Here is a 20213-nt window from a genome sequence, read left to right on the forward strand (position 1 = left end):
GTGTGGACACCGCCCACACGTCAGGTCAGAAGCTGCCGCCGGCTCCCGAGCCGGTGCGGTCGGAGTAGCGCGCCGCAGCGACGGTCTGCGCGTCCTCGGGCTTCTGCGCGCGGTCCCGCGCGTCCAGGTGGTCGGTATAGTCGCCGCTCCGACGCCGGCGGAGCCCGATGGCAACCCCCAGCGCCACGATGATCACGGCGACCACGATCAAGCTGATCCAGATAGCGTCCATGAACCCATCCTCAACGCCTGTCGACCAGAATTCCCCGACTCACACCCCACACCCAGCCCTCACCCTCGTTGACCCCGGCAGAACCTACGACTCCAAGGCCGACCGGAGCAGCGAGACGAGAGCGTCGACCTGCACGGAATCCGACGACCCGACGGCGACATCCGACCCGTCGAGCGCCCGAGCCGCCAGCCCCTGCTTCGAATCGATCAGCTCCGAGATGCGCGTGTCGATGGTCTGAGCGGCGATGATCCGCCAGGCCGTGACCGGCTCCTCCTGACCGATCCGGTGCACCCGGTCGATCGCCTGCGTCTGCTCCGCGGCCGTCCACGACAGCTCCGCCAGCACCACGTTCGACGCGGCCTGCAGGTTCAGCCCCACGCCGGCGGCCGTCAGCGAGCACACCGCCACCGACACGTCCGGGTCGTTGTTGAAGTCGTCGATCGAGCGCTGGCGCAGTGTCGCCGACTGGTCGCCGCGGATCGACACCGTCTTCAGCTCGCGCTTCGCGAACAGCTCCTCCGCGGCGTCCATCACGTCGATGTGCTTGGCGAAGAACACCACCTTGCCCACCGATCGCGCCAGCTGGGCGGCGTAGTCGGCGGCGAGCCCGGCCTTGGCCGTACCGATCCGCCGCACCATCGTGAACACGTTGAGCCCGTCTTCTGTGGCCTTGGTGTCTTCGAGCTCCTGGCGCGCCACGAGACGCATCAGGTCGTCATCCGGGATCTCGTCCACGTCTTCACCGCGCGAGTTGGCACGGGCGGCGATCAGGCGGCGGTACCGCGTGACCAGGCGCGCACCGAGTTCGCGTTCGGCGTCGCGGATGCTGCGGCCGAGGTCGTCGTCGAGCTCCACGGGCAGGTCGACGATGCGCTTGGAGGGCAGGTCGGCGGCCACGTCGATCTTGCGGCGGCGCACGATGCCCATGTCGATCACGGCTTCGCGGGCTTCGGAGAAGAAGCCGGCGTCGGCGGGCGTGAGCCCCACCTCTTCGAGCCGCTCCATCAGCACCGGCGTCGGCTTCGCGCCGTCGATCCAGCCGAGGAACTGCCAGATGGCACGGAAGTCGTCGACGTCGTTGATCAGCGGCGTTCCGGTGAGCGCCATCATCAGCGGGTTGCCGCCGGGCGCGGTGTGCCGGATGCGGTCGGCCAGCGCCAGCACGTTGCGCGAGCGCAGCGACGACATGTTCTTGATGAAGTGCGCCTCGTCGACCACCATGCCGCGGAAGCCCATGGTGCCGAGCCACGACAGGTGCCGGTCGAGCACTTCGTAGTTCACCACCACGACGTCGGCGAAGGCGTCGAGGTTCTCGCCGTCGCCGTGCACCACGGTGGCGCGGCGGTGCGGGGTCCAGATCTCCACCTCGCGGGCCCAGTTCATCTTCACGACGTTCGGCACCACGGCCAGCAGCGGATAGGCATCGGCGACGGATGCGGCCAGCAGCGACTGCGCGGTCTTCCCGAGACCGGGCTCGTCGGCCAGCAGGAAGGTGCGGTGCCCGGCCTGCACGCTCTGCAGGAAGCGGGACTGGTGCACCATCAGCTCGCGGCCGGAGGGCGAGAGCCGGTCGATCGTGGGCGCCTCGGGCAACTCCATGCTGGCGGCACGGCCGCCGGCGCCGTACTCGAAGGCGCGGTACAGCGGGCCGAGCAGCTCCCAGTTGCTGAGGCGGCCGACGCCGTGCGGCTTCGCCGGCGTGAGGTCGGGGGCCATGAACGGGTTCGCCAGCTGCCGCGACTTCACCGAGGTGGGCACGACCTGGCGCTCGGCGAGCTCGGGCGGCACCACGGTGGCGTTGGACGGGACCAGCACCTCGGGCTCCTCGTCGGGCACGTCGTAGCCGGCGTCTTCGAGGTACTCGCGGCGCAGCTTCTTGGCGGCCGGCGAGAGGCCCGCCGCGTCGGTCTCCAGCAGCGCGATCAGCGAGGTGTCGCGGGCGGCCGTGCGGGCCAGGATCGAGGCGATGCCGTCGAGCCGTTTCAGCTGCTCGGCGCGCTCGGCGTCGGCGAGACCGGCGTCCGTCTTCAGCGACGCCCTCTCCTCGCGCATCAGCAGCGCCACCACGAGGAACTTGGTGCGGTTGGCCGGAGCGACCTTGCCGCGTTGCGCCGCCGCTTCGACCTCGCGCACCTTGCGGGCGAGGATGGGGATGAGGCCGGTGTTGTCGGCGGTGCGTGTACGGCGGTTGCCGGACCTTGACATCGTTCTCCTGGGGAGTAGTGGCGGGGCCTCGTCTTCGCCGGAGGTCACGCGGCCAGCCGGATCGGCGGCACCGGATCGGTGCAACCTCACGACTGCGAACAGTTCGAACGGGAGCCTGGGCCGAGCAACGCGAGGTGAGTCGCGGTCGGCACGAAGAGCGGGATACCCCGTTGCCTGCTCAGTCTACGCGATGCACCTTGATCAGGAGGCCACTGGCCACGAACACGACCGCGCCGACCACGTGCGCGGCCTGCCAGGCCACCAGCGGGAGGTCGATCGGCAGCACCGGGTTCCACAGCACGGCGATCGCCGCGAGCGGGGCGATCCACCACCACTGCTTCGCCTGGCCGGCGAACACGCACATGATGAGGGCGAGGATGCTCACCACATAGCGCGCGATGGTGAACCAGTCGGTGTCGACCACGGCGATGAACGCCATCAGAGCGATCGCGCCGAGGAGGCCGGGGGCCAGGGCCGGCCGGGTGAACGCCGGGGTGGTCTGTCGCGTGCTCATGTCGGGACGATTCTAGTGCCCGGGCCCGCGTCCCGGCCGCCCGGAGCTCGTGTCTGGCCTTTCCCGGGCGCTGCTCGGTAGGGTGAATCCATGACATTCTCCTCGGCTGCTCCGACTCCCCTGTTCGCCGGCCCCGAAGGCCTCTGGACCGCCGATCCCGACGAGCTGGCGGCCCGCCTGTTCGTCACCGTGTTCGCCGGTCAGGGCGCGGTTCCGCTGCCGCAGAAGGATGTCTCCGAGGTCTACTCCACGCTCGCCGGTCTCGGCGGCTACTCGCTGCCCGACGTGCGCTCGGGCAACACGCAGCCGCTCGGCCTCACCGTGCAGCTCGCGCAGGAGTCGATCCTCATCTGGGAGCGCGCGACCGTGGCGACCCGCCTCTCGGCCGGTCAGGGCCCGGTGGCCCACACCATCACGATGCTGCGCTTCGGGCCGGGGCTGCTGACCGCCGCCGACCCCGTGGCCGCCCTCAAAGCGCGTCTGCGCTGAGCCGGCCCGCCCGATGGCTACGCCCTTCACCGTCTCCCCCGACGTCGCCTCCGCTCTGGCTGACGGCCGCCCCGTGGTCGCACTCGAGTCGACCATCATCTCGCACGGGCTTCCGCAGCCCCGCAATCTCGAGGCGGCACGCGAGTTCGAGGGCATCCTGCGCTCGGCCGGTGTGACGCCCGCCACGATCGCCGTGCTCGACGGCGTGCCGCAGATCGGCCTCGACGAGGAGGGCGTGCGCCGCATCGCCGAGGAGCCGATGGCCAAGGCCAGCGTGCGCGACCTGCCGATCCTCGCCGCCAAGGGGGCCAGCGGTGCCACCACCGTCGCCGCCACCGCGTACCTCGCGGGCAAGGCCGGCGTGCGGGTGTTCGCCACGGGCGGCCTCGGCGGCGTGCATCGCGGGGCCTCCGAGTCGTTCGACGAGTCGGCCGACCTGAGCGCTCTCGCCATCTCGGCCGTCACGGTGGTCTCCGCCGGCGTCAAGTCGGTGCTCGACATCCCCGCCACCCTCGAACGCCTCGAGACGCTCAGCGTGCCGGTGCTCGGCTACCGCACCACCGACTTCCCGAGCTTCTGGCTGAGCACCTCGGGGTACAGCATCGACTGGCAGGTCGAGGATGCCGCCGAGATCGCGCGGGTGATGCGCAGTCAGGACGAGCTCGGCCACGGCCAGGGCATCGTGGTGGCGAACCCGCTGCCGCAGGATCAGCAGTGGGATCCGGCCGAGCACGATCGCGTGCTGGCCACCGCGTTCGCCGCGGCCTCGGAGGCCGGGGTCACGGGCAAGGCCGTCACGCCCTTCCTGCTGGGCTACATCGTCGACGCGTCCGGCGGCCGCAGCCTCGAGGTGAACCTCGACATCGCGCGCAACAACGTGCGGCTGGCCGGCGAGATCGCGGTGGCGTGGAGCGCGCTCACCTCCGCCACAGCCGGATCCGGCGCCTGATCGGTGTCGGCGTCCGTCGTGCCGGCAGCCGGCCCCTGGGTCGTCGTCTTCGGCGACGTGATCGACGACGTGATCGTGACGCCCTCGGGCCCGATCCGTCCTGACACCGACACGACCGCGCGCATCGAGCGCCGCCCGGGCGGATCGGCCGCGAACGCCGCCGCCTGGTTCGGGCACCTCGGGCACCGCACCCACTTCGCGGGCCGCGTGGCGGTCGACGACCTGCAGCGCCACGAAGACGAGTTGCGGCGCACCGGCGTGACGCCGTCCCTCCGGGCCACGGCCGACCTGCCGACGGGCACGATCGTGGTCATCCTGCAGCACGATCGCACCCGCACGATGCTCACCGAGCGCGGAGCGAATGCGCTCACGACGGTGCGCGACGTCGACCACGCCCTCTTCTCCCCCGGCGGGCACCTGCACTTCACCGGGTACTCGCTGTTCAGCGACCCGGGTGACTCGCGGGCGCTCGAGCTGGCCGCGCTCACCCGGGCGGCTCAGGATGCGGGGTCGTCGGTCTCGGTGAACCCCGGATCGGCCGGCTTCATCGCCGATCACGGTGCCGAGCGCATCCTGGCTGCGATGGCGGGCGCCGACATCGTCATCCCGAACCTCGACGAGGGGCGCGCGCTCACCGGGCGGGACGACCCGGAGTACATCGCCGAGCAGCTGCTGGAGCGGCATCCGCTGGTCGTGCTCACGATGGGCCGCGCCGGTGTGCTGGTCGCCGGCCGTGCTCACGGGATGCTGCGCCGGGAGGCCGTGCCCGTCGCCCCCGTCGACACCACGGGCGCCGGCGACGCCTTCAGCGCCGGCTTCGTCGGCGCCCTGCTCACCGGCTGCGCCGGCGCGGCCACGCCCGGCCCGCTGCACGACGCCCCGCCCGAACTCCTCTCCGCCGCCGCGGATGCCGGCCTGAGCGCGGCCTCGCAGGCGGTCACCCGGCTGGGCGGCCGTCCCTAGGATCGGATGCCATGAACGCACAGCACACCCTGCCCGAGCCCGGTGCCGATGAGGCCTCGCTCGAGCGGCTGCGGGCGCTGCTTCGCATTCCGACGATGTCGCACCTCGACGAGGCGGAGGTGGACTGGGCGGCCTTCGACCGCTTCGGGGCGCTCATCGAGGAGCTCTACCCGCTGCTGCACGGCGCGCTCGAGCGCGAGCTCGTCGCCGGGCACACGCTGCTGTACCGCTGGCGCGGCGCGTCCGCGTCGGCGACCGCCGGCACCGCCCCCGTCTGCATCCTGATGGCGCACTACGACGTGGTGGCCGCCACCGACGAGGGCTGGACGCATCCGCCGTTCGACGCCGTCGTCACCGGCCGCGGCGCCGACCGCGTGCTCTGGGGCCGCGGAACGCTCGACGACAAGGGCTCGGTCGTCAGCATCCTCGAGGCCGTCGAACGCTCGCTCGCCGCCGGGCACGCACCCGAGAACGACGTCTACCTACTGTTCGGCCACGACGAGGAGACCGACGGCACCGGCGCCGAAGCCGCTGCCGCCCTGTTCGCCGAGCGCGGCATCCGGATCGGCCTCGTGCTCGACGAGGGCGGCGCCGTGGTCGAGAAGCTGTTCCCCACGGTCGACGTGCCGATCGCCGTCGTGGGCGTGAGCGAGAAGGGCACGACGAGCTTCACCCTCACCGCCGAGCAGGCCGGCGGTCACGCCTCCACTCCCCCGCCCGACACGGCCACGAACCGCTTGGCGCGGGCGATCGTGCGGCTGTCGAAGCGACCGTTCCGGGCGCGGATCAACGACGTCACGGCCACCATGATCCGCACGGTCGGCGCGCACGGTCGCGGGCCGCTGAAGTTCGTGTTCACCCGCGTGGGCGTGTTCCGGCCGCTGCTGGTGGCCGTGTTCGCCCGGATGAGCGCGGAGACGGCCGCGATCGTGCGCACCACGACCGCCGTGACGCAGCTCTCGGGGTCGCTCGCCGCCAACGCCCTGGCCGAGCGCGCGCAGGCCGTGGTGAACGTGCGGATCGCGATCGGGTCGACGGTCGACGAGACCCGGCGCCACCTCGAGCGGGCGATCGCCGACCCGCTCGTGCGCGTGGAGGCGATCAGCGCCAACGAGCCCGCCGCGGTGTCGGAGATGTCCGGCCCGCGCTGGGACCTGCTGGCCGACACGATCACCTCGGCCTACCCCACCGCGGTCGTCACGCCGTACGTGCAGACCGGCGCCACCGACTCCCGCCGGTTCGCGCCGCTCAGCCGGAACGTCTACCGCTTCAGCCCCTTCGAGATGTCCGCCGACGAGCGGGCCACCCTGCACGCGAAGAACGAGCGCATCCGCGTGGCCACCTGGTTCACCGGCATCCGCTTCTTCGAGACCCTGCTCCGCCGCCTCTGAGCGGAGCGGCTGCTACTCGACGCCGCCGAGCTGCGGGAGACGGATGGCGCGGCTCGACGGCGGCAGGTCGTGCACGCGCTCGAGGGCCGGCACCAGCTCGGAGAGCCAGGCGTCGTACCCGGCGGTGTTCAGGTGCAGGCGGTCTTCGGTATAGGCGGGGTTGAGCTCGCCGTCCTCCATCGCCATGACGGGCCACAGGTCGAGGTAGTGCGCCTTCACCGTGGCGGCGAACTGCCAGACGTGCCGGTTGATCTCCTTCACGTACTCGGCGTACTCCGCCCCGCGGGGCAGCACCGACTGCACGAGGATGCGCGCATCCGGCGAGTCGGCCCGCAGCGTGACCAGAATGGTCTCGATGTTTCGCACGATCTGCTCGACGGCGCGCCGGTTGGCGATGTCGTTGGTGCCGATCAGCAGCACCACGGTGTCGGGGTCTTCGGCGGCCACCGAATCGAGGCGCTCGATCAGGCCTTCGGTGGTGTCACCCCCCACGCCGAGGTTGACGGTCTCGTCGCCGGGGAACCAGTCCTGCCAGCTCCCGCCCTCGGTCAAGCTGTCTCCGACGAAGACGGTCTTGGGCTTTCCAGTCATCTGATCCTCCTGGTGAAGTCCCTGTCCATGTTACCCGGCGACGGGCGCGGCGGCCGTTCCGGTGCTCCCGTCCTCCGTGTGGGAGGCCAGCGCGGTCGCCGTGATGCGGTTCGCCATGCCGTTGAAGATGACCCCGTGGAAGGGCAGGATGGCGAACCAGTACAGCCGCCCGCCGAGCCCGCGCGGGAAGAAGATGGCGCGCTGCTCGTAGCGCGAGCGGCCGCCCTCGAGCGGTCGAGCGCGCATCTCGAGCCAGGCCCGTCCCGGCACGCGCATCTCGGCACGCAACCGCAGGAACTCGCCGCGGTCGATCTCCTCCACCCGCCAGAAGTCGAGCGCGTCGCCCTGGTTCAGCCGGGTCGCGCTCCGGCGCCCACGGCGGAGGCCGACGCCGCCCACGATCTTGTCCATCCAGCCGCGCACGGCCCAGGCCAGTGGGAAGGAGTACCAGCCGTTCTGCCCGCCGATGCCCTCGATCACGCGCCAGAGATCTTCGGGTCGGGCATCCGTCTCCCGCTGCTTCTCGTCGAGGAACACGGTGTGGCCGGCCCAGTCGGGGTCGCTCGGCAGCGGATCGCTCACGGCGCCGTCGACGAGCGAGTCCTGCCAGCTGGTCTCCACCTCGCCGGCCTTCTCCTTCTCCAGCGCCAGGCTCACCGCGCGCCGGTAGCGGGTCAGGCCGCCCTCGGGGTCGGGGATGTACTGCCGGATGTCGTGCTCGTGCGTGATGCAGTCGAACTGCAGCGACGCGATGATCGGGATGGCGAGGGAGCGAGGGATCGGCGTCACGAGATTGACCCACTGCGAGGCGAGCCACGGAGTGAACACCGGCAGCGACGCGATCGGCCGCTGCTTGAGGCCCGCCTCGAGGGCGTACCCGTTCATCATCTGCCCGTAGCGCAGCACGTCGGGGCCGCCGATGTCGAAGGTGCGGTTGACGTCGTCGGGCAGATCGGCCGACCTCACCAGGTAGTACAGCACGTCGCGCACGGCGATCGGCTGGATGCGGTTGCGCACCCACTTCGGCGCCGGCATGTAGGGCAGCACGTCGGTGAGGTGCCGGATCATCTCGAACGAGGTCGATCCCGATCCGATCACCACCCCGGCCTGCAGAGCGGCCGTCGGCACGCCCGAGTCGAGCAGCACGCGGCCCACCGCCACGCGGGAGCGCAGGTGCGGTGAGAGCTCACCGGTCTGCGGATGCAGCCCGCCGAGGTAGACGACCCGCTTCACACCCGCAGCCTTCACGGCCGCCGCCACGTTCTGCGCAGCCTGCTTCTCGGGTTCCTCGAAGTCCTTCTTGCCGCCCATCGAGTGCACCAGGTAGTAGAACACGTCAACGCCCTGGCTGGCGGCCTCGATCGACGCGCGGTCGTCGAGGTCGCCCTCCACGATGTCGACGGATCCGGCCCACGGCACATCGCGCAGCTTGTCGGGGCTGCGGACCAGCACACGCACGGCGAAGCCGGCCTCCAGCAGTCGCGGCACCAGCCGCCCGCCGATGTAGCCGGTCGCCCCGGTCACCAGCGCAAGTCGTTCGTTCTCGGTCATGCTTTCACGCTATGCCGAACCCGCCCGAGCCGCCCGCCCGAGCCCTCGACTCCCAGCCAGCCTCCCACCCCACCCCCGACACCCTCCTCGCGACCCGTCGATTCTGGCCCTGAAAGTGCCGGGGGAAGGGCCGAAATCGACGGCTCGAGAGGAGGTGGGGTGGGTGGGTGGGTCAGAGCAGGGACTTGGTGTGCCAGACCGTCTTGAGTTCGGTGAAGGCCGTGATGCGGGCGAGGGCGGGGGCCGCGGCATCCGGGCCCTCCTCGGGCGGGAGCACGCGCTTGAGGGTCTGCGCGGCCTCGATCTCGAGGTCGACCCAGTCCAGAGCGGATGCGCCGACCAGGTCGAGCGCGTTCACGTCGGCGTGCGCGGCGAGCCACGGCGCCATCTCGGCGGCCGAGCCGGTGAGCACGTTCACCACGCCCTTGGGCAGGTCGCTCGTGGCGAGCACCTCGGCCAGCGTGACGGCCGAGAGCGGATAGGCCTCGCTCGCGATCACCACGACGGTGTTGCCGGGCACCAGCGCCGGGGCGATGGCGCTGACCAGGCCCAGCAGCGAGGAGTCCTGCGGCGCGACGACGGCCACGACACCGGTCGGCTCGGGCACCGAGAGGTTGAAGTACGGGCCGGACACCGGGTTCGCGTTGCCCGTCACCTGGGCGTACTTGTCGGTCCAGCCGGCGTACCAGACCCAGCGGTCGATCGCCTCGTCCACCTGGGCGCGCGCGGCCGAGGCCGAGACGCCCTCCTGGCGCACGATCTCGTCCTCGAACTGCGCGCGGCGCCCCTCGAGCACCTCGGCGACACGGTAGAGCACCTGCCCTCGGTTGTAGGCGGTGGCGCCGGCCCAGCCGCTCACCGCGGCCCGCGCGGCCACGACAGCATCCCGGGCATCCTTCCGCGACGCCTTCGCTGCGTTCGCGAGGAACACGCCCTTGGGCGTGGTCACCTCGTAGACCCGCCCGGATTCACTGCGCGGAAAAGCCCCGCCGATGAACAGCTTGTACGTCTTGGGAACGCTGACGTGGCTCATTTCGATCCTTTCAGGTAGGCGGCGAGACCGTGGCGGCCGCCCTCGCGGCCGTAGCCCGACTCCTTGAAGCCGCCGAACGGCGAGGCCGGGTCGAAGCGGTTGAAGGTGTTCGCCCAGATCACGCCGGCGCGCAGCTTGTCGGCCACGGCCAGCACCTTCGAGCCCTTGTCGCTCCAGATGCCCGCCGACAGCCCGTACGGGGTGTTGTTGGCCTTGGCGATCGCTTCGGCCGGCGTGCGGAAGGTGAGCACCGACAGCACCGGCCCGAAGATCTCCTCACGCGCGATACGGTGCGAGGTCGAGACGTTGGTGAAGATGGTCGGCGCGAACCAGAAGCCCTCGGCGGGCAGCTCGCAGGCGGGGCTCCAGCGCTCGGCGCCCTCGTCCTCCCCCACCGCCGACAGCTCCCGGATGCGGGCGAGCTGCTCGGCCGAGTTGATCGCCCCGACGTCGGTGTTCTTGTCCAGCGGATCGCCCACGCGCAGCGTCGACAGCCGCGACTTCAGGCGCTCCACGACCTCGTCGTGCACGTTCTCCTGCACCAGCAGGCGCGATCCGGCGCAGCAGACGTGCCCCTGGTTGAAGAAGATGCCGTTGACGATGCCCTCGATCGCCTGGTCGATCGGCGCGTCGTCGAACACGATGTTCGCCGCCTTTCCGCCGAGCTCCAGGGTGAGCTTCTTGCCCGATCCGGCGGTCGAGCGCGCGATCTCGCGGCCCACGCTCGTCGAGCCGGTGAAGGCGACCTTGTTCACGTCGGGGTGGTTCACGAGGGCGCGCCCGGTGTCCCCGGCGCCGGTGAGGATGTTCACCACGCCGGCCGGCAGGTCGGCCTGCTGCAGGATCTCGGCGAACAGCAGCGCCGTCAGCGGCGTCGTCTCGGCGGGCTTCAGAACCACGGTGTTGCCGGCGGCCAGAGCCGGCGCGATCTTCCACGCCAGCATCAGCAGCGGGAAGTTCCACGGGATGACCTGAGCGGCCACGCCGAGCGAGCGCGGGTTCGCCCCGAGGCCGGCGTGATCGAGCTTGTCGGCCCAGCCGGCGTAGTAGAAGAACCAGGCCGCCACGAGCGGCACGTCCACGTCGCGGCTCTCCTTGATCGGCTTGCCGTTGTCCAGCGACTCGGCGACGGCCAGTTCGCGGGCCCGCTCCTGCACGAGTCGCGCGATCCGGAACAGGTACTTGCCGCGGTCACGGCCCGAGAGCTTCGACCAGGTCTTGTCGTAGGCGCGGCGGGCGGCGGCCACCGCGCGGTCGACGTCACCCGAGTCGGCGTTCGCGATCAGCGCGATCGGCTTCTCGGTGGCGGGCGAGATGGTGCGGAACGCCTCCCCGCCGCCGGCGACGAACTCGCCGCCGATGAACAGGCCGTACTCGTTCTTCAGGTTCAGGATGGCCGTCGACTCGGGAGCCGGCGCGTATTCCAGGAATGACATCAGGGGTCCGTTCTCAGTCGATCGTCACGTAGTCGGCGCCGGAGTAGTGCCCGGTCGACAGCTTCTGCCGCTGCAGCAGCACGTCGTTCAGCAGGCTCGACGCGCCGAAGCGGAACAGGTGCGGCTGCAGCCACTCCTCCCCCGCCGTCTCGGCCACCGTCACGAGGTACTTGATCGCGTCCTTCGACGAGCGGATGCCGCCGGCCGGCTTCACGCCCACCTTCTCGCCGGTGAGCCGGTGCCAGTCGCGCACGACCTCGAGCATCAGCAGGGTGACGGGCAGCGTGGCCGCCGGGGCCACCTTGCCGGTCGAGGTCTTGATGAAGTCGCCGCCCGCGAGGATCGAGAGCCAGGACGCCCGGCGCACGTTGTCGTAGGTGTTCAGTTCGCCGGTCTCGAGGATGACCTTGAGGTGCGCGTAGGTTCCGTCGGCCCGGCGGCAGGCCTCCTTCACGGCGACGATCTGGTCGAAGACCAGCCCGTACCGGCCGGAGAGGAAGGCACCGCGGTCGATCACCATGTCGATCTCGTCGGCACCGGCGGCCACGGCATCCGCGGTGTCGGCCAGCTTCACGGCCAGCGAGGCGCGCCCCGAGGGGAAGGCGGTCGCGACGGCGGCCACGTTGATGCCCTGGTCGGTGCCGGCCGCGTGCGCGCCGCCGAGCGCCTCCACGGCGTAGGGCACCATGTCGCCGTAGACGCAGACGGCCGCCACCCGCGGGGTGCTGAGGTCGGAGGCATCCGGAACCAGCGCCTTCGCCACGAGCGACCGCACCTTGCCGGGCGTGTCGGCCCCCTCGAGGGTGGTGAGGTCGATCAGCTCGATGATCTTGTCGAGCGCCCACACCTTCGAGGTGGTCTTGATCGACCGGGTGCCGAGGCCGGCGGCCCGTTGCTCCAGGCCCACGGCGTCGACACCGGGCAACCCCTCCAGATAGCGCTTGAGGGTGGTCTCCGTCAGGTCGTCGCCGAGCAGCTGCACTGCACGCTCGGCGGGCCGGACCGCATTCTCGATGGTCACGAGGTCTCCAGACTTGCTCTTCTCGACGGCCGGTGGGCTCTCGTCGTCTTCTGGGCCCACGCGGTCGCGCCGGGCCCATCGCTCAATTGTGCCACTGGTCTTCGAGCATCCGCGGCCCGGCCACGAGCAGACCGCACACTCCCGCCACCACGCCTGTGACGAGCAGCATCACCACGGGCGCGGTCCAGCTGCCCGTCGCGTCGTGCAGGATGCCGATCAGCAGCGGTCCGAGTGCCCCGAAGGCGTAGCCGAAGCTCTGCGCGAACGAGCTCAGCACCACGGCGCCCCGGGGGGTGCGGGTGCGCAGATTGATCAGCACCAGCACGAGCGGGAACAGCAGGGGGCCGAGCCCGGCCAGCACCACCCACAGCAGCACGAGCGGCTGGGGCGCGAGCAGCAGTCCTCCGTAGCCCACCAGGAACAACGCCGAGCCGGTGAGGGCGAGCCCTCGAACGCTCTTCAGGCGCCCGGCCAGCAGCGGCACCAGCAGCGACGGCACGAGACCCACCACCGAGTACACCGAGAGCAGGATGCCGGCCGTCGCCGCGGAGACGCCGGCCAGCCCCGCCAGGATCGACGGCAGCCAGGCGAACATGGCGTAGACGTTCAGCGCCGACATCGCGAACATGCCGGCCAGCCCCCAGGCCAGCGGGCTGCGCCACACCCGGCCGGGAGCAGGCGCGGGCGCCCGAGGTGCCTCCCGTTCGGCGGCCGGTGCCGCGGCGGCGTCCGCCCGGCGGCCCCGCGCGTCCCTCGCCCCCTGCGCGGCGAGCAGCACCATCGGCAGCAGCGCCAGAACGGCGAAGACCGACCAGCTGCCGACCGAGGCACGCCAGCCCGCGGCATCGGCGATCGGCACGGCCAGCAGGGGCGGGATGGTGGCGCTGATCGCCAGCGTCGTCGCGTAGAGGGCGGTGAGCAGCCCCACCCGATCGGGGAAGTAGCGCTTCACCAGCGCCGGCAGCAGCACGTTGGCCACCCCCATCCCGGCGAAGGTCACGGCGCTGCCGAGCACGAGCGTGAGGTACGAGCCCGACAGCGCCCGGGCGAGATGGCCGATCAGGATCGCGGCCAGCGCCCCGATCACCACCGGTTCGAGCCCGAAGCGGCGGTGCAGCGCCGGGGCGAACAGCCCCACCACGGCGAAGCAGACGGGAGGCAGCATCCCGAGCACGCCCACGCCGAGGCTGCCGAGCGCGATGTCGGCCGACACCTGGCCGAGGATCGGCGAGAGCGCCACGACCGCCAGGCGCAGGTTGAGCGCCACCACCACGATCGCGATCAGGGCGAGTGCCCGACCGCGCCAGAGCGGAGCGGGCCCGGAGGAGGGTGCCGACGCCTCAGGAGGCGTCATGCAGGATGGCGCGCACGCCTTCGACGTCGACGTTCATCTGCTCGATCAGCGGGTCGATCCCGGTGTACTTGACCTGGCCCCGGATACGGGCCACGAACGAGATCTCCACGAGGTGGTCGTACAGGTCGAGCGTCTCGTCGAGCACGTAGGCCTCGACCTGCTTGGGCGGCACCCCGTCGAAGGTGGGGTTGCTGCCCACCGAGATGGCGGCCGGATAGCGGGCGTCGCCGTCGGTGAGCCAGCCCGCGTACACGCCGTCGGCGGGGATCAGCCCCTCCGACTCGGGCGAGAGGTTGGCGGTCGGGAAGCCGAGCTCACGACCGCGCGCGGCCCCGTGCACGACGACTCCGCGCACGGCCGGCGTGCGGCCCAGCAGCTCGCCGGCCCGGGCCACGTCGCCCTGGGCGAGCAGTTCGCGGATCCAGGTGGAGGACACCTTGCGGTCGCCCTCGGGCTGCACCTCGGGGATGAGGTCGACGTCGAAGCCGAACTCGCGGCCGAGCTCGCGCAGCGTCTCGATGTTCCCCGCGCCCTGGGAGCCGAATCGGAAGTCCTGGCCCACCATCACCACCCGGGTGTGGCAGACGTCGCGCAGGATCGTCTCGGCGAACTCGCGCGGCGTCATCGAGGCCAGGGCGCCGTCGAAGCGGATGAACAGGGTCGCATCCACGCCCGTGTCGGCCAGCAGGCCGAGCCGCTGGGCGTTGCTGACGAGTTCGTCGGGCCGGGCTGCCGGGTCGAGCTGGGCGAGCGGATGCCGGTCGAAGGTGATGATCACCGACTCCAGGTCGCGCGAGCGGGCCACACTCAGCAGTTCGTCGATCACGGCGCGATGGCCGGTGTGCACGCCGTCGAACTTGCCGATCGTCACGGCCGAGGGCCCGAGATCCGCCGGAACCTCGGCGAGGGAGTAGAAGGTCTTCATCGGTTCTTCCGCAGCCACAGCATCCCGAGCACCGGCAGCACGAGCGGGATGAACAGGTAGCCCATGCCGTACCACGACCACACTGACGGCTTGGCGAAGAGATCCGGCAGCACGAGACTCAACGTCCCCACGGTCAGCACTCCCACCAGTTCGAAGGTGATGGTGACCCAGGCCACCCGGTACCAGACCGGCCCGGGGACGATCAGGGCGACGGTGGCGATGATGTAAACCACGGCGGCCAGCGTCGAGAGCGTGTAGGCGAATGGCGCCTGGTCGAACTTTTCGATGATTTCAACGACCGAGCGGCCCGTGGCGCCAAGCGCCAGGATCGCGTAGACGATGATGAGCACCCGCCCGATGCCCCGCGCACGGGTTCGGGTGGGCGGGGCGAGAGTGTCGTGTGCCATGTCGCTTCGAGTTTATGGCACCCGCACCTCCCCCGAGGGACGGAGAGGGTTCCGCCGGGAGCCGGATGCCCCGGGCGGCGGCGACCGCTTGGCTGGAGTCATGAGCTCCGAACGCGTGAACCGCCACCCCCGCACCCTGTCCGTCACCGGCCTCGCCCTGGCCCTCGGTCTCGGCTTCGGCCTCGCCGGCTGCGTCGACCCCGGTGCGGCGAACGGATCGGGCGTCCCCGCAACGACCGCGGCCTCCTCGCTGCAGACCGCCGTCGCCCTGCCGGAGACCGCTCTCGGCGAGCAGACCGGCTGGGTCATCTCCGCCGTCAACGGCGAGGTCGAGGGCGAGGCCCTGACGACCGGGATCACCTCACGCTTCGCGCAGCCCGTGCTCGACCAGCTCGGCGCCGACGGGCTGAGCGACGTCTTCGCGCAGCTGGGCGCCCAGGGACCGTGGGTGCCGACGGCCGTGCAAGACGGCGGCACGCAGGCCGTCGTGACCATCACCTCCCCCGGCGGCGACTCGCTCGATCTGCAGATCGCCCTCGACACCGACGAGAAGATCGCGGGCCTCCTCTTCACCCCCTCGGCCGCCGACCGCACGCCGGCCACCAGCTGGAGCGAGCTCGAAGACGCGGTCGACGGGTTCGCGACCGACACGCGGCTCGTGGTCGCGGAGGTCGAGCCGGGTGGTGCGGCACAGCCGGCCACAACCCCTCTGCTCGCCGCGGGCCCCGACGCCGCGGAGGCGATGCCCTCCGGCTCGATGTTCAAGCTCTACGTGCTGGGCGCGGTCGCCGACGCCGTCACGGCCGGCACGCTCGCCTGGGACCAGCCGCTCACCATCACCGACGACGTGAAGAGCCTGCCCTCGGGCGAGCTGCAGAACGCGCCCTCGGGCAGCACGGTCACCGTGCGCGAGGCCGCCGACAAGATGATCTCGATCAGCGACAACACCGCCACCGACCTGCTCATCGCGGCGGTCGGCCCCGAGGCCGTGCAGCAGCAGTTCTCCGTGATGGGGCAGAGCGATCCCGCCCGCAACGTGCCGCTGCTCACCACTCGTGCCCTGTTCCAGCTCGGCTGGGGCACGGGTGAGTCCGAAGCGGCCGGGCGGGCCGCCTGGGCCGACGCCGACAGCGCCGGGCGTCAGGCCATCCTGAGCACGCTGCCGACCGGTCTCGTCGATGTGGCGGTGCAGGATGTCGCCACCCCCGTGTGGCAGAGCGGTCTCGACTGGTTCACCACCGCCGACGACCTCACGGCCGCGCACCTGGCCCTGCAGCAGAAGGCTCAGGATCCGGCCGCGGCGCCCGTGCGCGACATCCTCGCGATCAACAACGGCCTCGGCGAGACATTCGGCGACGCCTGGAGCTATGTGGCCTTCAAGGGCGGCAGCTCGATCGGCGTGCTGGGCGGCAGCTGGTACCTGGAGCGGGCCGACGGCCGGGCCTTCACCGTGTCGATCCAGGGCGAGTCGGCCGATCCGGCCGCGCTGGCCGACCAGGCCACCTTCTTCGGCCAGGTTCAGGATGCGGTGGCGCTGCTCGAGAAGGAGTGACGCCGCCGGCGGGCCTCGGGCGCCTGGCGCGGATGCGGGTCAGGCGCCCTGCACGAACCAGATCACGTTCATCCGGTAGACCATCACGGCCACCGCGAGGCACACCGCGCCGAGGATGACCGTGCTCCAGCGGCTGCGTTCGATCAGGGCCCAAAAGCCGCCCGCGGCCGGCAGCAGCACGGCCGAGATCAGGTAGATGTAGAACTCCAGCAGGCTGCCGGAGGGGTTGTTGCCGAACGCCGGCGATGCGATCGCGATCACCAGCTGGATGATCAGCAGCAGTTCGACCAGGGCGGTCGCGCCCATGCTGAGGTCGGTCGGCTTGCGGCCGCTGAGGCCCAGGATGACGCAGAGCAGCCCGGCCGCCACGGCCACGGCGACCTGCACGATGGTGAACCACTCGATCACGGGGTCGCTCCTGCCGGGGGTGCGTATTCGTCGGGTGGGAAGTTCACGATGCTCTTGCCGCGGCCCTTGGACACGGCGATCAGGCCGACCAGACGGCCGTCGGTCGTCACGGCGGCGATCGGAGCGGTCTCGTGGTCGTGATCGTCGTGGTCGGGCGCCGGGGATGCCGGAACGGCGATCCGCTGCCCGTGGCCGAGCGCGGCGGCGTCGGCGTCGCCGACCTCGAGCACGGGGAACAGGCGTGCGGCGACCGAGGCCGGCGCGAGCAGCGGCAGTGCTGCTCCCGCTTCGGCGCCATCCGCGAGCTCGTCGAGGGTGTGGGCGTCGGCGAGGCCGAACGGGCCGATCCGGGTGCGGCGCAGGGCGGTCAGGTGCCCGCCCACGCCGAGCAGAGCACCCACGTCGCGGGCGATGGCCCGGATGTAGGTGCCGGAAGAGCACACCACGCGCACGTCGACGTCGACGAACTCACCCGCCTCCTCGGTGACCGATCGAGGCTCGCCGGCGAACTCGATCTCCGAGATCGTGACCGTGCGGCCCTCGAGCACCACGTCCTCTCCGGCACGCACGCGGGCGTAGGCGCGCTTGCCGTCCACCTTGATGGCACTCACCGAGCTCGGCACCTGCACGATCGTGCCCTGCTGGGCGGCGAAGGCCCCGCGGATCGAGTCCCCGGTCAGCGCCCGCACGCGCGCCGGCTCGGCGGCGTCGAGCAGCTCGCCCTCGGCGTCGTCGGTGGTGCTGGCGGCGCCGAGGCGCACGGTCGCGAGGTACTCCTTGTCGAGCCCCACCACGAAGGTGAGCAGCCGCGTCGAGCTGTTGACGCCGAGCACGAGCAGCCCGGTGGCCATCGGATCCAGCGTTCCGGCGTGCCCGACCTTGCGCGTGCCGGCGAGCCGGCGGGTGCGGGCCACGGCGTCGTGGCTGGTGAACCCCGCGGGCTTGTCGACGAGCAGGATGCCGCTGACGGCCGATGACGCAGATTTCACGCCTGCCACGCTAACAGTTCGCGAGGAGCAGGCGCGTCAGCAGGAGTCGGAGAAGACGCGGCGCGGATGCTCGGGGTCGTTCACGTCGATGATGGCGCTCGCACCGAAGCGCGGTCCGGCCTCGGCCTGGTACAGGTCGTCGGCACCGAGCACGGCGGCCGGCAGTCCGAAGCGGCGGGTCTCGAGGTAGGCGGTGAAGTTCAGGGTTCCGCGTAGGCCCGGCCGCTGCAGGAACGGCCCGTCCAGGATGAGCACGGCATCCGCCGGGGCGGTCAACCAGGCCGACTCGCGCGGAGCATCCCGATCGGCGTCGAACGACGCGAGCTGGAAGCCCGCGCTCCCACCCATCCGGAACGGCTCGATCAGCACCCGGGACAGCGTCGACACGTCGTACCGGTCGAAGTAGTACTCCTCGCCGGAGTCCGGCCCGCGCAGCTCCCGGGCAGCCCGTGGCCGCTGGAAGTCGTCCATCGAAGCCCGCACCACCGTGGACCCCGCGCGCCGGTAGGCCGCACCGAGCTCGTCGGCGAACCCCCGGGTGCCTTCGACGCCGTCGACCCCCACGATCACACGCCCCGCGCGATAGTTGTGGGCGATCTCCTTCGCCAGCGCATCCGCGAACTCGCTGGCCGCATCCGGTCCCGTCACCATGCCGCCAGTCTACGTCGGCCACGACGCCCACTCCCCCGATCTAAGGTTGAGGGATGCCCGTGAGTCCCGCGCCGAACACCCGCGCCGAGTTCGCGGAGCGCGTCGTGGACTGGTTCGCCGAGAACGCGCGCGACCTGCCGTGGCGCCGGCCCGGTTTCTCGGCCTGGGGCACCCTGGTGAGCGAGTTCATGCTGCAGCAGACCCCCGTGGTGCGGGTCATCCCGCGCCTGGACGAATGGCTCACCCGCTGGCCCACGCCCGCCGCTCTCGCGGCCGACGCCCCCGGCGAGGCGGTCCGCGCCTGGCAGTCCCTCGGCTACCCCCGCCGAGCCCTCAACCTGCACGCCTGTGCCGTAGCCATCACGGAACGCCACGCCGGCGTCGTCCCGAACGACGTCGACGCCCTCCTCGCCCTCCCCGGGGTCGGCGATTACACCGCCCGCGCCGTGGCGGTCTTCGCCTTCGGCGCCCGCCACCCGGTCGTCGACACCAACATCCGCCGAGTCATCGCCCGGGCCGTCGACGGTCTCCCGGATGCCCCGTCCCCCAACGCCAAACGCGACCTCCCCGCGATGACCGCCCTGCTCCCCACCGACGACACCGCAGCCGCCCGCTTCAACGCCGGCATGATGGAGCTCGGCGCCCTGGTCTGCACCGCCCGCTCCCCCAAGTGCGAGCTCTGCCCCCTCGCCGACCTCTGCGCCTGGCGCCAGTCCGGCTACCCCGACACCGAGGTCTCCCGTCGCCCCACCCAGAAGAAGTACGAGGGCTCCGACCGCCAGGCCCGAGGTGCCCTCCTCAAAGTCCTCAGAAGTACGCCACACCCGGTCCCCGCAGCAGTCCTCTCCCAGACCCTAGAAGACGACCAAGCCCGCTACGGCAGAGCGCTCTCCGGCCTCCTCAAAGACGGCCTCATAGTCGCCACCCAGGACGACCTCTTCCAACTCCCCTAAATCGAAGGACTCTTCCAACTCCCCCAAAACGAAGGATCCGGGGGATATATTCGCTCCCCGCCGCCTTTGAGCTCCGCTCAACCCCTAGGCGGGGAGTGAATATATCCCCCCGGATCCGTCCCCAACCCGAAGGTCAGACCTCTTCCTCGTCCTCCCCGATCACCCGAGGCTTCACATAAGGATCCTCGTCCCCGGCGTAAGTCGCCGACTTCGCAAGACTCTCCACCGCAGCATCCCGAACCTTGGCCTCGGCCAGCAGTTCCTCGAGCGCGTGCGCGTTCTCGGGAAGAGCATCCGCGATGAACTCCAGCGACGGCGTCAGCCGGGCGGTGATGTTCTTCCCCACTTCGCTGCGCAGCATCCCGGTGGCCGACTTCAGAGCCGCGGCCGAGTCGGCCCGCTCCCGGTCGTCGCCGTACACGGTGTAGAAGATCGACGCGTGCTGGAGGTCGCCGGTGACCCGCACATCCGTGATGGTCACGAACCCGAGCCGGGGATCCTTGATCCCCTTCTCCAGTCGCTTGGCCACGATCACCTTGATGCGGTCCGCCATCTTCGCGGCCCGAGCCGGATCAGCCATTCCTTACCCCTTACTTCCT

General features: G+C 71.1%; 21 protein-coding genes. 6 read left to right on the plus strand and 15 right to left on the minus strand.

The window, feature by feature from the left end; genetic code table 11:
* Positions 1-25: 25 nt before the first annotated feature.
* The 3 genes from ACN4JJ_RS16500 to ACN4JJ_RS16510 all read right to left on the minus strand — a co-directional run bounded on the left by ACN4JJ_RS16500 (position 26) and on the right by ACN4JJ_RS16510 (position 2951).
* Entirely contained in the window at positions 26-232 is a 207-nt protein-coding gene (locus tag ACN4JJ_RS16500) for a hypothetical protein (protein WP_440710985.1), read from the minus strand.
* An 84-nt stretch (positions 233-316) separates the two neighbouring features.
* On the minus strand, positions 317-2437 hold the full coding sequence (locus tag ACN4JJ_RS16505) for a DEAD/DEAH box helicase (protein ID WP_440710986.1): 2121 nt from the start codon (positions 2435-2437) through the stop codon (positions 317-319).
* A gap of 178 nt (positions 2438-2615) precedes the next feature.
* Entirely contained in the window at positions 2616-2951 is a 336-nt protein-coding gene (locus ACN4JJ_RS16510; RefSeq protein WP_440710987.1) for a DUF6804 family protein, read from the minus strand.
* A gap of 90 nt (positions 2952-3041) precedes the next feature.
* Here ACN4JJ_RS16510 and ACN4JJ_RS16515 point away from each other — a divergent pair, with 90 nt between their 5' ends.
* Genes ACN4JJ_RS16515 through ACN4JJ_RS16530 form a run of 4 tightly spaced genes read left to right on the plus strand, consistent with a single transcriptional unit; the run spans position 3042 to position 6743 of the window.
* Positions 3042-3440, plus strand: a complete 399-nt coding sequence (locus ACN4JJ_RS16515) for a hypothetical protein (protein WP_440710988.1) — start codon at positions 3042-3044, stop codon at positions 3438-3440.
* A gap of 13 nt (positions 3441-3453) precedes the next feature.
* The gene (locus ACN4JJ_RS16520) at positions 3454-4389 is read left to right on the plus strand and encodes a pseudouridine-5'-phosphate glycosidase (RefSeq protein ID WP_440710989.1); all 936 of its coding nucleotides are present in this window, start codon (positions 3454-3456) and stop codon (positions 4387-4389) included.
* Positions 4390-4407: 18 nt separating this feature from the next.
* Positions 4408-5352 carry a carbohydrate kinase family protein gene (locus tag ACN4JJ_RS16525; protein ID WP_440710990.1) on the plus strand — a complete coding sequence of 315 codons (945 nt, stop codon included), beginning with the start codon at positions 4408-4410 and terminating at the stop codon, positions 5350-5352.
* Positions 5353-5363: 11 nt separating this feature from the next.
* Entirely contained in the window at positions 5364-6743 is a 1380-nt protein-coding gene (locus ACN4JJ_RS16530) for a M20/M25/M40 family metallo-hydrolase (RefSeq protein ID WP_440710991.1), read from the plus strand.
* A 12-nt stretch (positions 6744-6755) separates the two neighbouring features.
* Here ACN4JJ_RS16530 and ACN4JJ_RS16535 read toward each other — a convergent pair whose 3' ends face one another.
* The 8 genes from ACN4JJ_RS16535 to ACN4JJ_RS16570 all read right to left on the minus strand — a co-directional run bounded on the left by ACN4JJ_RS16535 (position 6756) and on the right by ACN4JJ_RS16570 (position 15061).
* Complete coding sequence (locus tag ACN4JJ_RS16535; RefSeq protein WP_440710992.1) at positions 6756-7334, minus strand: GDSL-type esterase/lipase family protein; 579 nt, start codon at positions 7332-7334, stop codon at positions 6756-6758.
* A gap of 30 nt (positions 7335-7364) precedes the next feature.
* Entirely contained in the window at positions 7365-8885 is a 1521-nt protein-coding gene (locus tag ACN4JJ_RS16540; protein WP_440710993.1) for an SDR family oxidoreductase, read from the minus strand.
* A gap of 172 nt (positions 8886-9057) precedes the next feature.
* Complete coding sequence (locus ACN4JJ_RS16545; protein ID WP_440710994.1) at positions 9058-9918, minus strand: aldehyde dehydrogenase family protein; 861 nt, start codon at positions 9916-9918, stop codon at positions 9058-9060.
* Positions 9915-11354 carry an aldehyde dehydrogenase family protein gene (locus ACN4JJ_RS16550; RefSeq protein ID WP_440710995.1) on the minus strand — a complete coding sequence of 480 codons (1440 nt, stop codon included), beginning with the start codon at positions 11352-11354 and terminating at the stop codon, positions 9915-9917. Before ACN4JJ_RS16550 ends, ACN4JJ_RS16545 begins: the two co-directional genes overlap by 4 nt.
* A 13-nt stretch (positions 11355-11367) precedes the next feature.
* Complete coding sequence (gene deoC, locus ACN4JJ_RS16555; protein ID WP_440710996.1) at positions 11368-12375, minus strand: deoxyribose-phosphate aldolase; 1008 nt, start codon at positions 12373-12375, stop codon at positions 11368-11370.
* 82 nt (positions 12376-12457) lie between these two features.
* Positions 12458-13729 (minus strand): MFS transporter, encoded by a 1272-nt coding sequence (locus ACN4JJ_RS16560; protein WP_440710997.1) that lies wholly within the window; start codon positions 13727-13729, stop codon positions 12458-12460.
* Complete coding sequence (locus ACN4JJ_RS16565; protein WP_440710998.1) at positions 13716-14654, minus strand: bifunctional riboflavin kinase/FAD synthetase; 939 nt, start codon at positions 14652-14654, stop codon at positions 13716-13718. Before ACN4JJ_RS16565 ends, ACN4JJ_RS16560 begins: the two co-directional genes overlap by 14 nt.
* Positions 14651-15061, minus strand: coding sequence for a hypothetical protein (locus tag ACN4JJ_RS16570; RefSeq protein ID WP_440710999.1), 411 nt, complete (start codon positions 15059-15061; stop codon positions 14651-14653). The genes ACN4JJ_RS16565 and ACN4JJ_RS16570 overlap by 4 nt, the downstream gene beginning before the upstream one ends.
* 100 nt (positions 15062-15161) lie before the next feature.
* Between ACN4JJ_RS16570 and ACN4JJ_RS16575 the strand changes: the two genes are divergently transcribed.
* Entirely contained in the window at positions 15162-16613 is a 1452-nt protein-coding gene (locus ACN4JJ_RS16575; RefSeq protein WP_440711000.1) for a serine hydrolase, read from the plus strand.
* A 39-nt stretch (positions 16614-16652) separates the two neighbouring features.
* Here the strand turns inward: ACN4JJ_RS16575 and ACN4JJ_RS16580 are convergent, their stop codons facing one another.
* From ACN4JJ_RS16580 to ACN4JJ_RS16590, 3 genes are read right to left on the minus strand one after another with little or no spacing between them, the layout of a single operon-like run.
* Complete coding sequence (locus ACN4JJ_RS16580) at positions 16653-17021, minus strand: hypothetical protein (protein WP_440711001.1); 369 nt, start codon at positions 17019-17021, stop codon at positions 16653-16655.
* Positions 17018-18010: a tRNA pseudouridine(55) synthase TruB gene (gene truB / locus ACN4JJ_RS16585; protein WP_440711002.1), complete on the minus strand. Its 993-nt coding sequence runs from the start codon at positions 18008-18010 to the stop codon at positions 17018-17020. Before truB ends, ACN4JJ_RS16580 begins: the two co-directional genes overlap by 4 nt.
* Before the next feature lie 36 nt (positions 18011-18046).
* A complete protein-coding gene (locus ACN4JJ_RS16590; protein ID WP_440711003.1) occupies positions 18047-18661 on the minus strand; it encodes a nucleoside/nucleotide kinase family protein in 615 nt (204 codons plus the stop codon).
* Between the two features lie 53 nt (positions 18662-18714).
* On the opposite strand from ACN4JJ_RS16590, the gene ACN4JJ_RS16595 reads away from it, so the two are divergent.
* The gene (locus tag ACN4JJ_RS16595; RefSeq protein ID WP_440711004.1) at positions 18715-19614 is read left to right on the plus strand and encodes an iron-sulfur binding domain-containing protein; all 900 of its coding nucleotides are present in this window, start codon (positions 18715-18717) and stop codon (positions 19612-19614) included.
* A gap of 133 nt (positions 19615-19747) precedes the next feature.
* Here the strand turns inward: ACN4JJ_RS16595 and rbfA are convergent, their stop codons facing one another.
* On the minus strand, positions 19748-20194 hold the full coding sequence (rbfA, locus tag ACN4JJ_RS16600) for a 30S ribosome-binding factor RbfA (RefSeq protein ID WP_440711005.1): 447 nt from the start codon (positions 20192-20194) through the stop codon (positions 19748-19750).
* Between the last annotated feature and the right edge of the window lie 19 nt (positions 20195-20213).

The sequence above is a fragment of the Herbiconiux dendrobii genome (assembly GCF_052048175.1).
Lineage (GTDB): Bacteria > Actinomycetota > Actinomycetes > Actinomycetales > Microbacteriaceae > Herbiconiux.

Excerpts from the sequence above, each read along its gene's own strand:
- ACN4JJ_RS16500 (WP_440710985.1), bottom strand. The coding sequence starts at position 232 with ATGGACGCTATCTGGATCAGCTTGATCGTGGTCGCCGTGATCATCGTG.
- ACN4JJ_RS16505 (WP_440710986.1), bottom strand. The coding sequence starts at position 2,437 with ATGTCAAGGTCCGGCAACCGCCGTACACGCACCGCCGACAACACCGGC.
- ACN4JJ_RS16510 (WP_440710987.1), bottom strand. The coding sequence starts at position 2,951 with ATGAGCACGCGACAGACCACCCCGGCGTTCACCCGGCCGGCCCTGGCC.
- ACN4JJ_RS16515 (WP_440710988.1), top strand. The coding sequence starts at position 3,042 with ATGACATTCTCCTCGGCTGCTCCGACTCCCCTGTTCGCCGGCCCCGAA.
- ACN4JJ_RS16520 (WP_440710989.1), top strand. The coding sequence starts at position 3,454 with ATGGCTACGCCCTTCACCGTCTCCCCCGACGTCGCCTCCGCTCTGGCT.
- ACN4JJ_RS16530 (WP_440710991.1), top strand. The coding sequence starts at position 5,364 with ATGAACGCACAGCACACCCTGCCCGAGCCCGGTGCCGATGAGGCCTCG.
- ACN4JJ_RS16535 (WP_440710992.1), bottom strand. The coding sequence starts at position 7,334 with ATGACTGGAAAGCCCAAGACCGTCTTCGTCGGAGACAGCTTGACCGAG.
- ACN4JJ_RS16540 (WP_440710993.1), bottom strand. The coding sequence starts at position 8,885 with ATGACCGAGAACGAACGACTTGCGCTGGTGACCGGGGCGACCGGCTAC.
- ACN4JJ_RS16545 (WP_440710994.1), bottom strand. The coding sequence starts at position 9,918 with ATGAGCCACGTCAGCGTTCCCAAGACGTACAAGCTGTTCATCGGCGGG.
- ACN4JJ_RS16550 (WP_440710995.1), bottom strand. The coding sequence starts at position 11,354 with ATGTCATTCCTGGAATACGCGCCGGCTCCCGAGTCGACGGCCATCCTG.
- ACN4JJ_RS16560 (WP_440710997.1), bottom strand. The coding sequence starts at position 13,729 with ATGACGCCTCCTGAGGCGTCGGCACCCTCCTCCGGGCCCGCTCCGCTC.
- ACN4JJ_RS16565 (WP_440710998.1), bottom strand. The coding sequence starts at position 14,654 with ATGAAGACCTTCTACTCCCTCGCCGAGGTTCCGGCGGATCTCGGGCCC.
- ACN4JJ_RS16570 (WP_440710999.1), bottom strand. The coding sequence starts at position 15,061 with ATGGCACACGACACTCTCGCCCCGCCCACCCGAACCCGTGCGCGGGGC.
- ACN4JJ_RS16575 (WP_440711000.1), top strand. The coding sequence starts at position 15,162 with ATGAGCTCCGAACGCGTGAACCGCCACCCCCGCACCCTGTCCGTCACC.
- ACN4JJ_RS16590 (WP_440711003.1), bottom strand. The coding sequence starts at position 18,661 with ATGGTGACGGGACCGGATGCGGCCAGCGAGTTCGCGGATGCGCTGGCG.
- ACN4JJ_RS16595 (WP_440711004.1), top strand. The coding sequence starts at position 18,715 with ATGCCCGTGAGTCCCGCGCCGAACACCCGCGCCGAGTTCGCGGAGCGC.
- rbfA (WP_440711005.1), bottom strand. The coding sequence starts at position 20,194 with ATGGCTGATCCGGCTCGGGCCGCGAAGATGGCGGACCGCATCAAGGTG.